Annotated in this window: 11 protein-coding genes and 4 tRNA genes; 1 reads left to right on the top strand and 14 read right to left on the bottom strand. The window is 59.3% G+C overall.

Annotated features, from left to right (window positions below; all coding sequences use genetic code 11):
* Positions 1-47: 47 nt before the first annotated feature.
* Both ACI2JX_RS02840 and ACI2JX_RS02835 read right to left on the bottom strand, forming a co-directional pair.
* Complete coding sequence (locus ACI2JX_RS02840; RefSeq protein ID WP_264235500.1) at positions 48-815, bottom strand: CHAD domain-containing protein; 768 nt, start codon at positions 813-815, stop codon at positions 48-50.
* A 14-nt stretch (positions 816-829) separates the two neighbouring features.
* Positions 830-1,108 (bottom strand): hypothetical protein, encoded by a 279-nt coding sequence (locus tag ACI2JX_RS02835; protein WP_027593946.1) that lies wholly within the window; start codon positions 1,106-1,108, stop codon positions 830-832.
* Between the two features lie 155 nt (positions 1,109-1,263).
* Between ACI2JX_RS02835 and ACI2JX_RS02830 the strand changes: the two genes are divergently transcribed.
* Positions 1,264-2,304, top strand: coding sequence for a patatin-like phospholipase family protein (locus ACI2JX_RS02830; protein ID WP_264235497.1), 1,041 nt, complete (start codon positions 1,264-1,266; stop codon positions 2,302-2,304).
* A 159-nt stretch (positions 2,305-2,463) separates the two neighbouring features.
* Here the strand turns inward: ACI2JX_RS02830 and ACI2JX_RS02825 are convergent, their stop codons facing one another.
* The 12 genes from ACI2JX_RS02825 to ACI2JX_RS02770 all read right to left on the bottom strand — a co-directional run bounded on the left by ACI2JX_RS02825 (position 2,464) and on the right by ACI2JX_RS02770 (position 12,538).
* The gene (locus ACI2JX_RS02825) at positions 2,464-4,335 is read right to left on the bottom strand and encodes a SurA N-terminal domain-containing protein (protein WP_404689326.1); all 1,872 of its coding nucleotides are present in this window, start codon (positions 4,333-4,335) and stop codon (positions 2,464-2,466) included.
* A gap of 182 nt (positions 4,336-4,517) precedes the next feature.
* Positions 4,518-4,790: an HU family DNA-binding protein gene (locus tag ACI2JX_RS02820; RefSeq protein WP_264235495.1), complete on the bottom strand. Its 273-nt coding sequence runs from the start codon at positions 4,788-4,790 to the stop codon at positions 4,518-4,520.
* A 154-nt stretch (positions 4,791-4,944) separates the two neighbouring features.
* A complete protein-coding gene (gene lon / locus ACI2JX_RS02815; protein WP_186555006.1) occupies positions 4,945-7,341 on the bottom strand; it encodes an endopeptidase La in 2,397 nt (798 codons plus the stop codon).
* A 153-nt stretch (positions 7,342-7,494) separates the two neighbouring features.
* Positions 7,495-8,778, bottom strand: a complete 1,284-nt coding sequence (gene clpX / locus ACI2JX_RS02810; protein WP_186555007.1) for an ATP-dependent Clp protease ATP-binding subunit ClpX — start codon at positions 8,776-8,778, stop codon at positions 7,495-7,497.
* A 108-nt stretch (positions 8,779-8,886) separates the two neighbouring features.
* Complete coding sequence (gene clpP / locus ACI2JX_RS02805) at positions 8,887-9,528, bottom strand: ATP-dependent Clp endopeptidase proteolytic subunit ClpP (protein WP_186555008.1); 642 nt, start codon at positions 9,526-9,528, stop codon at positions 8,887-8,889.
* Positions 9,529-9,619: 91 nt separating this feature from the next.
* A complete protein-coding gene (gene tig, locus ACI2JX_RS02800; protein WP_186555009.1) occupies positions 9,620-10,933 on the bottom strand; it encodes a trigger factor in 1,314 nt (437 codons plus the stop codon).
* A gap of 242 nt (positions 10,934-11,175) precedes the next feature.
* Positions 11,176-11,481, bottom strand: a complete 306-nt coding sequence (locus tag ACI2JX_RS02795) for a DUF6388 family protein (RefSeq protein ID WP_264235493.1) — start codon at positions 11,479-11,481, stop codon at positions 11,176-11,178.
* Positions 11,482-11,638: 157 nt separating this feature from the next.
* Complete coding sequence (locus ACI2JX_RS02790) at positions 11,639-11,899, bottom strand: hypothetical protein (protein WP_404689325.1); 261 nt, start codon at positions 11,897-11,899, stop codon at positions 11,639-11,641.
* A gap of 160 nt (positions 11,900-12,059) precedes the next feature.
* Positions 12,060-12,144, bottom strand: a tRNA-Leu gene (locus ACI2JX_RS02785).
* Between the two features lie 57 nt (positions 12,145-12,201).
* Positions 12,202-12,277 (bottom strand) — tRNA-His (locus ACI2JX_RS02780).
* Between the two features lie 43 nt (positions 12,278-12,320).
* Positions 12,321-12,405: transfer RNA gene (locus tag ACI2JX_RS02775), tRNA-Leu, on the bottom strand.
* 57 nt (positions 12,406-12,462) lie between these two features.
* Positions 12,463-12,538, bottom strand: a tRNA-His gene (locus ACI2JX_RS02770).
* Positions 12,539-12,548: the final 10 nt, after the last annotated feature.

Here is a 12,548-nt window from a genome sequence, read left to right as displayed (position 1 = left end):
CCAGCGAACCTGCACACAGCAGCCCGCATATCGGTCATTTCAGCGGGCTATCGTCGCGCCAAGGCATCCTGCAGCTTCTGCAGGGTGACATCAGACTGCTGCTCAGCCTCCTGCAGCTCTTGTTCCCAGGCCACCTGGCACGACGCAAGATCGGCATGCCTCGGCACCTGCGACAGCCACTGAACGCGGTCATGCCAGTCGCCCAGGTCGCCCTGGGCGCGCTTGAGCAACCGCTGCAGCTTGCGCCCAGCGTGATCGAGCTGCGGGTAGGCTTCGTCGCCATAGCGCACCCGTTTGATCAGCAGCCGCAGCCGATGGCGATCATGGGCCGGATCCTTCAACCCCTTTTCCAGCTTGCGCCATTGCTTGGTCAGGCGTTTGTCGATGCGCCGCTTGAGCCGATCGGCGAGCCCTTCACGATCGGCCGCACGCAGAAACAGCGGGAAGGCATCGACAATCGCCAGCATGCGCGTGAGCTGAGCGCTGCCGGCCACGCTGGCGAAGGTGCGCGCCCTGCCCTGCAAACGCGCTTGACCGGCCTGCTGGTAACCGCGCTCGAGCAACTGATCGGCCAGCACCTCACGGTCGCGCAGTGGCGTAGTCAGGTCGCCCAGGGCCCCAGCGGCATCTTCCAGCTGTTCGACCCCTGGCAGGCCGCGTAACGGCCTGAGCAGGCTGCGCAAGCGCCGGGTGGTGGTGCGCAGGTCATGCAGCGCCTCGCTGTCGACATCGCCTGCCAAGCGCTCGCGGCAGGCCAGCAGGCGTACTTGCAAGGTCAATAGTTGCGCGACGACATGATCGAGCATGGCAGACATTCAAGGCTCCTTGATCAACGACCCGCGCGCGACTCACGAATGTAGAACCGCGCCTTCTCGGCTTTCTTGGTGCAACCCTCGAACCCTTCGAACTGCTGCTGGGTCTTGGCACCGGTCAGCAGCGATAACGCCTTGGAGTAGCTGACAGTGCCGGCAAAGCCTTCGGCCTTGGCCAGGTCAAGCTCCTTCCAGGCGGCATCCAACTGGGTCGCGCAGCTGTCACGGTAGGCCGTCTTGCCCGCGCAGCCAGCCAGGGCCAGGGCGATCAGTGGAAGGCAGATCCAGGCTTTCATCGGTAATACTCCAAAGGTGAAAAAGTCAGTGGCCGTTCGACGCTCAGGCTAGGGAAAAGTGCCCTGTTCAGCGTAGCTCAGCACGGCGTCCATTGAAGCACAGGGTGCAATGGGTGCATTGTTGGACCATGGTTGCACAGCTGCGGGGGAATTCTATGAGCAAACGTGTCGCGTTGGTGCTGGGATCAGGTGGTGCACGGGGCTATGCCCACATTGGTGTGATCGAAGAAATCGAGCGACGCGGCTATGACATCGCCTGCATCGCCGGCTGCTCCATGGGTGCCGTGGTCGGTGGCATCTACGCCGCTGGCAAGCTCGACGAATACCGGCACTGGATCGAAAGCCTGGACTACTTGGATGTGTTGCGCTTGGTCGATGTGAGCTTTCGCCTTGGCGCCATTCGGGGCGATAAGGTGTTTGGCCAGATCCGCAAGATCGTGGGCGAGATCAACATCGAGCAGCTGCGCATCCCCTATACCGCGGTAGCCACCGATCTTACCAACCAACAGGAGATCTGGTTCCAGGAAGGTTGCCTGCATCAGGCCATGCGCGCTTCGGCGGCGATCCCCAGCCTGTTCACGCCCGTGGTGCAAGGCAATCGTATGCTGGTGGACGGCGGCATCCTCAACCCGCTGCCAATCGTGCCGGTGGTGTCCAGCCACTGCGACCTGATCATCGCGGTCAACCTCAACGCCACCAACCAGAAGCAGTATCAACTGCCCGTGATCGAGCGCCCAGCAGCGTTCAAGAAGCGCTTTGATTCCTTGATCAACTCGGTAGGCTCGCGCCTGCCGTTTCGACGCAAGCCGGCCGAGCAGATGATCCGCATCGAACAGGAGATCGCTGCCGAGGGCATGGCGCCGCCCAACCCCTGGCTCAGTGACTCGGCCGAACCTGAAGGCCAGCAACCGGCGGCGGCGCCGGAAAGCAGCGGCGCGCCAAAGTCGGCGACCGGCTCGTTCATCATCGACAACGTGGGACCTGCGTCGTTGCTGGACCTGATCAACCAAAGTTTTGAAGTGATGCAGACCTCGCTGGCCCAATACAAGATCGCCGGCTATCCGCCGGATGTACTGATCAACGTACCCAAGCGGGTGTGTCAGTTCTTCGAGTTCTACAAGGCGCCGGAGTTGATTGCGCTGGGGCGGGAGATTGCACGCGATACGCTGGATAACTACGAAGGGACACGGCGTTGATGCAAGCTGAGCATCGCGCGGCTAGCCCGCTCCCACGAGGTCGCTCAGCTAGCCAGGCGATGCCTCTGGGCTAGCCGCGCGATGAGGTCGGCATGGTAGTTCAGATCGCGCAAAGCAGACAGGCCGCAAAAGCGGCCTGTCTGGTTATCCAATGATCACTCAGTAGCGCGTGATATCGGCATTGGCTTCCAGCTGCTTGCGGTAGGCGGCAAAGTCCTGCTGGCCTGCACGCGAGGCGAGGTAGCGACGGATCTGCTGCTTCTCCTCGTCAGTGGCCGCAGCGCCTTCGTTGACGCCTTTGAGCTGCACTACCACCAGGCTGCCATCGGCCAGGACCACACTGCCGTATTCCGGCTTGTCCTTGGCGGCTGGCTTGGCCAGGCGGAATACCGCCTGCAGCTCGAGCGGGTCGATGCCGTCCTGGCCACGGGTGACCGCTTCCTGGACCTTCCAGCTCTGACCTTCGTGGGCGGTGCCGGCAGCGATCGAGCCATCACGCAGACCTGCAATCAGCTTGTCAGCCTTGGCTTTGAGTTCGGCGGTCGCCTTCTCTTTGGCCAGGTGCTCGCGGATGTTCTTGGCTACCGCTTCCAGCGGCAGTTGCTCTGGCTTGCGGTGTTCCTTGGCGCGCAGCACGATCACGGTTTCCGGATCGAGCTCGATGGCGTTGCTGTTGGAACCTTCATCGATCACTTCTTCGCTGAAGGCTGCCTGGACTACCGCACGGTTGGCGGTGATGCCTTCGCCACCTTCACGACCGAACGGCGCCGAGGTCTGCACTTTCAAGCCCAGGTCCTGGGCCGGTTGGGCCAGGTCGGAGGCTTCGAAGGCAGCATCTTCGAGTTCCTTGGTCACTTCGACGAAGCGCTGTTCGACCTGCTGGGTCTTGAGCTCACGCGTCAGCTTGTCTTTCAGGCTGGCAAAGCTCGGCACTTCAGGTGCCTCGACGCCCAGCAGCTTGATCAGGTGATAGCCGTACTCTGTGCGCACTGGCTCGGAGACCTGGTCCTTGCTCAGCTTGTACAGCGCATCTTCGAAGGCTGGGTCGTAGACGCCAGGCCCTGCGAAGCCAAGGTCACCACCGGTGGTCGCGGAACCTGGATCCTGGGAGAACTCCTTGGCCAGTTTGGCGAAGTCTTCACCCTTGGCCAGACGTTGCTGGATCTCTTCGATACGCGCCTTGGCCTGGGCTTCGCTGACCTTGTCGTTGACATCGATGAGGATGTGCGCGGCATGGCGTTGCTCGGACAGGTTGGCGATTTCTTTCTCGTACAGCGCCTTGAGCTCGTCTTCGTTGACCTTGACCTGGTCGAAGAACGCCGACTTCTTCAGCTCGATATAGTCGATGACTACCTGATCAGGCGTCATGAACTCTTTGGCGTGCTGCTCGTAATGGGCCTTGACCTCGTCGTCGCTGACGTTGACCGATGCCGGGTTGGCCTTGAAGGTCAGCGAAGCGAAATCACGGGTCTGCTTTTCCAGGCGGGCAAACGCATCGACCTGCTTGTCGGTGACGAAGCTGCTACCGGCTAGCCCGGTGCGCAGCTGGCCGATGAGCATTTCTTCGGCGAGCATGTCACGGAACTGCATGCGACCGTAGCCCATCTGGCGGATGACCTGGTCGAAGCGGTTGGCGTCGAACTTGCCGTCAACCTGGAACTCCGGCGTTTGCAGGATCACTTGATCCAGTGCAGCCTCGGAGAATGCGAACTTGGCGTCTTCGGCACCCTGCAACAGCAGTTTGCGATCGATCAGCCCTTTGAGCGCGGCTTCGCGCAACATTTTCTCATCCAGCAGAGCAGGATCGAAATCCTTGCCCAGCTGTTGTATCAGCTGGCGGCGCTGCATGTCGACGGCCTGGCTCAGCTCGTTCTGGCTGATGGTCTGGCCGTTCACCTTGGCGGCGTCCTGGCTATGGCTGGCGGCCTGGAAAATGGCCTCGAAGCCAGTCAACGCCATCAACACGACGATAAGGCCGATGATGGACTTGGCAATCCAACCTTGTGAATTGTCCCGGATATTCTGCAGCATGCGTCCCCCAGAAACGGTTGTACCACTGCGTCGTCAACCGCGGAGCGTGGGTAGAGTCCTGATAGAAGAAAGGCGCATCCGAAGATGCGCCTTCTCGAAGCGAGCGTGTCGGGCGGGAACGTTTGCGTCCCGCCGTCACGCGGTCGGCCCTGGCGGCGCCCGGACCGGCTGAAAGAGACGACTTAGTTGACGGCGTCTTTCAAGCCTTTACCAGCTTTGAAACCTGGAACCTTGGCAGCTGCGATCTTGATCGCCTTACCGGTTTGCGGGTTGCGGCCGGTGCGCTCAGCGCGATCCTTGACGGAGAAAGTACCGAAGCCTACCAGTACCACGTCATCACCTTGCTTCAGGGCGCCGGTGACGGATTCGATTACGGCGTCCAGCGCCTTGCCGGCGGTGGCTTTCGAAATATCAGCAGATGTGGCGATAGCGTCAATCAGTTCCGACTTGTTCACTCTAAGTCCCCTTATATCTCTATTTGAGTTTGTTTCTAAGTATGTAATGAAAAGCGTATGAAACTAGCGCTGGGTGGCCTGTTGACACTGGCGTGCCGCTTTATAACAAGGGCCCGAAAAAACTGTCAAGGAAAGCCCCCCAGCGAGAAACGGATTAGTGCGTGCTGATTCTTTCCTTGGCATCGCTGTCGCGCTTGTCATCTTTCGCGACAATCTCAGGAGCCACATCTGGCAAGGGCTCCGGGGCGTATTGCAGCGCAATTTGGAGGACTTCGTCAATCCATTTGACCGGTTTGATCTGAAGATCCTGTTTGATATTTTCCGGAATCTCCTTCAGATCGCGAACATTCTCCTCGGGAATGATCACGGTCTTGATCCCACCACGGTGCGCTGCGAGCAGTTTTTCCTTCAAACCACCAATGGCCAGAACCTGCCCGCGCAGGGTGATTTCGCCGGTCATCGCGACATCTGCCCGCACCGGGATCTGGGTCAGGGCCGAGACCAGTGCAGTGCACATGCCAATACCGGCACTCGGGCCATCCTTGGGCGTGGCGCCCTCGGGCATGTGGATGTGCACATCACGCTTCTCGTGGAAGTCAGCGGCAATCCCCAGGCTGCGGGCACGGCTACGCACCACGGTCTGCGCGGCAGTGATCGATTCGACCATCACATCGCCCAGCGAACCGGTCTTGATCAACTGGCCTTTGCCCGGGATGACCACCGCTTCGATGGTCAGCAATTCGCCGCCCACCTGGGTCCAGGCAAGGCCGGTGACCTGGCCAATCTGGTCCTGCTGCTCGGCCAGGCCGTAGCGGAACTTGCGCACACCCAGCAGCTGCTCAAGCTGCTCGCCAGTGACCTTGACCTTCACCAGTTTCTGCCCGGTGTGCTCCTTGACCACCTTGCGGCAGACCTTGGCAATTTGCCGCTCCAGGCCACGCACGCCAGCTTCACGGGTGTAGTAACGAATGATGTCGCGGATCGCACTGACGTCGACCTCAAGCTCATCCTTCTTCAAACCGTTGGCCTTGACCTGCTTGGGCACCAGGTACTTGACCGCGATGTTGATCTTCTCGTCCTCGGTGTAACCCGGCAGGCGGATCACTTCCATCCGGTCAAGCAGCGCCGGCGGGATGTTCATCGAGTTGGAGGTGCACAGGAACATCACATCCGACAGGTCGTAGTCGACCTCCAGGTAGTGATCGTTGAAATTGTGGTTCTGCTCGGGGTCGAGCACCTCCAGCAGCGCCGATGCCGGGTCGCCACGCATGTCGCTGCCCATCTTGTCGATTTCATCGAGCAAGAACAGCGGATTGCGTACACCCACCTTGGTCATTTTCTGAATCAGACGACCGGGCATGGAACCGATGTAGGTGCGGCGGTGGCCACGGATCTCAGCCTCGTCACGCACCCCACCAAGGGCCATGCGCACGAACTTGCGGTTGGTCGCAGCGGCGATCGACTCGGCCAGCGAGGTCTTGCCGACACCCGGAGGACCGACCAGGCATAACACCGGACCACGGATCTTCTTCACCCGCTTTTGCACGGCGAGGTACTCAAGGATGCGCTCCTTGACCTCCTCCAGACCGTAGTGGTCGGCGTCGAGGATTTCCTCGGCCTTGGTCAGATCGAGACGCACCTTGCTCTGCGCCTTCCACGGCACCTGCACCAGCCAGTCCAGGTAGGAACGGACCACGGTGGCTTCGGCCGACATCGGCGACATTTGCTTGAGCTTGTTCAGCTCGGCCTGGGCCTTGGCCAGGGCATCTTTAGGCAGGCCAGCGGCGTCGATACGCTTTTTCAGCTCTTCGACTTCGTTGTGACCTTCATCGCCATCGCCGAGCTCTTTCTGAATGGCCTTCATCTGCTCATTCAGGTAGTACTCGCGCTGGCTGCGCTCCATCTGCTTCTTGACCCGACCACGGATACGCTTCTCAACCTGCAACAGGTCGATTTCCGCGTCCAGCAGGGCCAGCACGTGTTCGACACGTGTCTGCAGGTCGACGATCTCGAGGATCTCTTGCTTTTGCTCGATCTTCAGCGCCATGTGCGCGGCCATGGTATCGACCAGGCGCCCAGGCTCTTCGATGCTGTTGAGCGAGGACAGCACTTCGGCTGGCACCTTCTTGCCCAACTGCACGTATTGCTCGAACTGCGACAGCAGGCTGCGTACGAAGACTTCCGACTCACGTTCAGGTGCGTCGATTTCATCGATCAGGCTGACTTCGGCACGCACATGCCCATCGACTTCAGTGAAACGCTCGACCGCGCCGCGCTGCTCACCCTCGACCAGCACCTTGACGGTACCGTCGGGCAGTTTCAGCAGCTGCAGAACAGTGGCAATGGTGCCCACGCGATACAGGGCGTCTTCACCTGGATCATCATCGGCTGGATTCTTCTGGGCCAGCAGCAGGATCTGCTTTTCGCCCGTCATCGCGGCCTCGAGGGCCTCGATGGATTTTTCGCGCCCCACGAACAGCGGGATAACCATGTGCGGATAGACGACGACATCGCGCAATGGCAAAAGAGGCAAGTCGAGGGTGGTCTTCATGATTTCGCCTCTACAGCGGCCTTATGGCCGGAAACCGGTGGAAATGATGCTTGGACCTAATGTGGGGGCAGCCCTGCGAAATTACAAGCGCTTAAGCAGGAAAAGCAGAAAGGGGCCCGTAGGCCCCTTCTGTTTACGCAACAAATACCTGATTCAGGCGTCTGGCGCGGCTTTGGCTTGCGGCTCGCTGTTCTCGTAGATGAGCAGCGGTTGCGAGCTACCTTCGATGACGCTCTCGTCGATCACCACCTTGCTGACTTCCTTCTGCGAAGGAATTTCATACATGGTGTCGAGCAGCACGCCTTCGAGGATCGAACGCAGGCCACGGGCGCCAGTCTTGCGCTCCAGAGCCTTGCGAGCAACGGCCTTGAGCGCATCGCTGCGGAACTCAAGGTCCACGCCTTCCATTTCGAACAGCTTGCCATATTGCTTGGTCAGCGCGTTCTTCGGCTCGGTGAGGATCTGCATGAGCGCTGCCTCATCCAGCTCGTCGAGCGTCGCCAGCACTGGCAGACGACCAACGAATTCTGGGATCAGACCGAACTTGACCAAGTCGTCAGGCTCGACTTCACGCAGGGATTCACCGACCTTCTTGCCTTCTTCCTTACTGCGCACTTCAGCGCTAAAGCCGATGCCACCTTTGGTGGAACGGTTCTGGATGACTTTTTCCAGACCCGAGAACGCGCCACCGCAGATGAACAGGATGTTGCGGGTATCAACCTGCAGGAATTCCTGTTGCGGGTGCTTACGGCCACCTTGCGGCGGCACGGAGGCCACGGTGCCTTCGATCAGCTTCAACAGTGCCTGCTGCACGCCCTCGCCCGAAACGTCGCGGGTGATCGACGGGTTGTCCGACTTACGCGAAATCTTATCGATCTCGTCGATGTAGACAATGCCCATCTGGGCTTTTTCTACGTCGTAGTCGCACTTTTGCAGCAGTTTCTGAATGATGTTCTCGACGTCCTCACCGACATAACCGGCTTCGGTCAGGGTGGTGGCGTCAGCAATGGTGAACGGTACGTTCAACAGGCGTGCAAGGGTTTCGGCGAGCAGGGTCTTGCCCGAGCCAGTAGGCCCGATGAGCAGGATGTTGCTTTTGCCCAGTTCGACTTCGTCGCCCTTCTTGTCACGCTGGTTCAGGCGCTTGTAGTGGTTGTACACCGCTACGGACAGCACCTTCTTGGCGCGCTCCTGACCAATGACGTACTGGTCCAGGATGCCGCTGATTTCTTTCGGCGAAGGCAGTTTGTGCGCGTTGCTCTCGGCCTGGGCTTCCTGCACCTCCTCGCGGATGATGTCGTTGCACAGGTCGACGCACTCGTCGCAGATAAATACCGAGGGCCCGGCAATCAATTTGCGCACTTCGTGCTGGCTTTTGCCGCAGAAGGAGCAATAGAGCAATTTGCCGCTGTCCTCGCCGTTACGGGTGTCAGTCATTCGATCGATCCAATCCGGTAGGCTTGAAACACAAGATGAAGGCAATTGCGGGCTTTTTCAAGTCCGCAGGTAGGCGCTTTCGGCGCCTACCCGCTCTGGCCCCTGGGATCAGGAGACCAGTTGCCGCTTGTCGTATACCGAGTCGATCAGGCCGTACTCGGCCGCGCGCTGGGCGCTCATGAAGTTGTCGCGCTCAGTATCACGCTGGATGGTCTCGAGGTCCTGGCCGGTGTGGTAGGCCAGCAGCTCGTTCAGACGACCCTTGATGCTGAGGATCTCCTGGGCGTGGATCTGGATGTCGGTCGCCTGACCCTGGAAGCCGCCGAGCGGCTGGTGAATCATGACGCGCGAGTTCGGCAGGCAGTGACGCTTGCCTTTGGCACCCGCGGTCAACAGGAAGGCGCCCATGCTGCAGGCCTGGCCGATGCAGATGGTGGAGACGTCCGGCTTGATGAACTGCATGGTGTCGTAGATCGACATGCCAGCAGTCACCGAACCGCCCGGTGAGTTGATGTAGAGATGGATATCCTTGTCCGGGTTTTCCGCTTCCAGGAACAGCAGTTGCGCCACGACCAAGTTGGCCATGTAGTCTTCTACCGGACCTACCAGGAAGATCACTCGCTCCTTCAACAGGCGCGAGTAGATGTCATAGGCGCGTTCGCCACGGGCGGACTGCTCGATAACCATCGGGACCAGACCGCCTGCGGCCTGGATGTCAGAGCTCTGCTGAATATAAGAATTGCGGGACATGTCCTGCACTCACTCCCAAATAGTCATGGCTTGAATACGCACAAGCCAGCGCGAAGGCTGGCTTGTGGGGGCTTCCTACGAGAGGGGCAGTTTACTCAGCTTCGGCAGGGGCCTGGGCTGGTTTGACTGCGTCTTCGTACGAGACCGATTTGTCGGTCACAGTCGCTTTCTGCAAGACAGTATCTACAACTTGCTCTTCCAGCACAACCGAACGCACTTCGTTCAGTTGCTGGTCGTTCTTGTAGTACCAGCTGATGACCTGCTCTGGCTCTTGGTAAGCCGAAGCCATTTCTTCGATCATCTCGCGAACCTTGCCTTCGTCAGGCTTGAGGTCGAATTGCTTGACCACTTCAGCAACGATCAGACCCAGGACAACGCGACGCTTGGCCTGTTCTTCGAACAGTTCGGCCGGCAGTTGGTCAGGCTTGATGTTGCCACCGAACTGCTGAACAGCTTGTACGCGCAGACGGTTGACTTCGTTTTCCAGCAGCGCTTTTGGCACTTCGATCGGGTTGGCGGCCAGCAGACCGTCCATGACCTGGTTTTTCACCTTGGTCTTGATCGCTTGGCGCAGCTCGCGCTCCATGTTCTTGCGAACTTCGTTGCGGAAGCCTTCCAGGGTCGACTCTTTGATGCCGAACTGAGCGAAGAACTCTTCGTTCAACTCTGGCAGCTGAGGCGCGGAAACGCTGTTGACAGTGATGGTGAACTCGGCGGCTTTACCCGCCAGGTCGAGGTTCTGGTAGTCCTCTGGGAAGGTCACGTTGACAACGCGCTCTTCGCCAGCCTTGGCGCCAACCAGGCCATCTTCGAAGCCTGGGATCATGCGGCCGGAACCCAGCACCAGCTGGGTGCCCTTGGCCGAACCGCCGGCGAATACTTCACCGTCGACCTTGCCAACGAAATCGATGTTGACCTGGTCATCGTTTTGCGCAGCGCGCTCAACGGTTTCAAAACGGGTGTTCTGCTTGCGCAGGACTTCCAGCATGTTGTCCAGGTCAGCGTCAGCCACTTCGGCGCTCAGGCGCTCGACGTTGATCGACTCGAAACCTGCAACGGTGAACTCTGGGAATACTTCGAAGATGGCAACGAATTCCAGGTCCTTGCCTTTTTCGAAGGACTTAGGCTCAACAGCTGGGGCGCCAGCCGGGTTCAGCTTCTGCTCGACGACGGCTTCGTAGAAGGACGACTGGACCAGGTCACCGAACGCTTCCTGGCGGGCAGCGTCTTCGTAACGCTGACGGATGACGCTCATTGGCACCTTGCCAGGACGGAAGCCTGGAACCTTGGCGCGACGGGCAGTCTGTTGCAGACGCTTGTTGACTTCGGTCTCGACGCGCTCGGCCGGAACGGCGATGGTCATGCGGCGCTCGAGAGCGGAAGTGTTTTCAACCGAAACTTGCATGGATATTCCTCGTTGCACAGACGTTAGCCGGCGATAGCCCGACTCCAGAATCAAGGGCAAGCATTCTAGTGACTCACGCACCAGAAGTCACCCCACTCGGGACGACGGGAAACCACGCCGATCGATTTCATTCAAGGACCTGCGCGATCAGCCGCCAGGCCCTATCCGTTAAGGGCTGCACGCCACCGCTTGGGGCACGCAGCTGAAAAACCTTGTCAAACAACTACCCGGCCAAGCGACCATCACCCCTGCTCGGGATCGATCTCGTTGAACGCGCAGTACTCTTGCCACTCCATCCCCAGCGCCTCGGCCACCTCGCGATGGACCTCCAGACGCATGGCCTGCAGCTGTTCTGGGCTCTCGGCGATCAGTTGCAGGGTCAACTCCCAGGGCTCTATGCCCTGCTCCTGCGCTGCATCTTCGAACGCCCATTCAATCTGCTGGGCCTGCTCGCGCGGATCCAACTCGCGGATTTCCTCGAGCATCTGCGGATTGGCTTGGGCGAAACGCTCTAGCGCCAAGGCTTGGCGGGCTTCTTTTGCAATCATTGGGGCAATCCCTCTACCGGTTTGTCGACCGGAGTTTCAACCGACTGAAATCTATCAGCTTTTATTACGCCGCCACCAGAGCCAGCTGCGTGATCGGCGCTAATCCTGCGCGCCCACGCACTCCAGCGAGCGCCCGCGCCACTGACGCCAGGCTTGCTCATGAGGTCAATAGAAGCAAGCGCACCCATTGCTGTGGACTCAGATTACCCGCCAAGGTCTGCACCTGCAGCGTGGGCGCCGCAGGAACACGCACTGCACTGTAGAGCACTGGATAGTCGCGAGTGTGGATGAGCTCAACGCGCTGCGCATGCTCGGCTGCGAGGGCTTGCAGGCTTTCGCGCGGCGATTGGCATCCCGCGCTGAGCAAGGTGGCCATTAGCAGGAACAATCCGCGCAGTGCGGCGCAGCGGCGAATCATTCAGCCTCGCAGAAAGCATCGAAACAGGCAGAAAAAGGCAGCTCTGCAGGTCAATGCTGCTCACATGAGGCCTGTGTCGCCTGCTTTGGCCCCAACAGCCAAAGTAAACAGCATTAGCCTGCAGGCTGCTTTTTTGCGCTCGAACAATCAAGCACTTGGATGGTGCGGACGAAGAGACTCGAACTCTTACAGCTTGCGCCGCTGGAACCTAAATCCAGTGTGTCTACCAATTTCACCACGTCCGCGTGGAGCAGATAAAACAAAGGCGCCTGATTATACAATCAAGGCGCCTTCGAAAAATATGGGGTGGACGATGGGAATCGAACCCACGACAACCGGAATCACAATCCGGCGCTCTACCAACTGAGCTACGCCCACCATGTTGCGGTGTTGCAGTGTTGCGCTGAAGCCTACAGAAACATGGTGCGGACGAAGAGACTCGAACTCTTACAGCTTGCGCCGCTGGAACCTAAATCCAGTGTGTCTACCAATTTCACCACGTCCGCGTGTAACACTTAAAACAAAGGCGCCAGATCCAACAATCAAGGCGCCTTTGCAGAATATGGGGTGGACGATGGGAATCGAACCCACGACAACCGGAATCACAATCCGGCGCTCTACCAACTGAGCTACGCCCACCATATCGCGC

The sequence above is a fragment of the Pseudomonas sp. NPDC088890 genome, assembly GCF_044900155.1.
In the GTDB taxonomy this organism is placed as follows: domain Bacteria; phylum Pseudomonadota; class Gammaproteobacteria; order Pseudomonadales; family Pseudomonadaceae; genus Aquipseudomonas; species Aquipseudomonas urmiensis.
The sequence above is the reverse complement of the archived record's forward strand: the minus strand, read 5'-3'. Positions and strand labels throughout refer to the sequence as shown.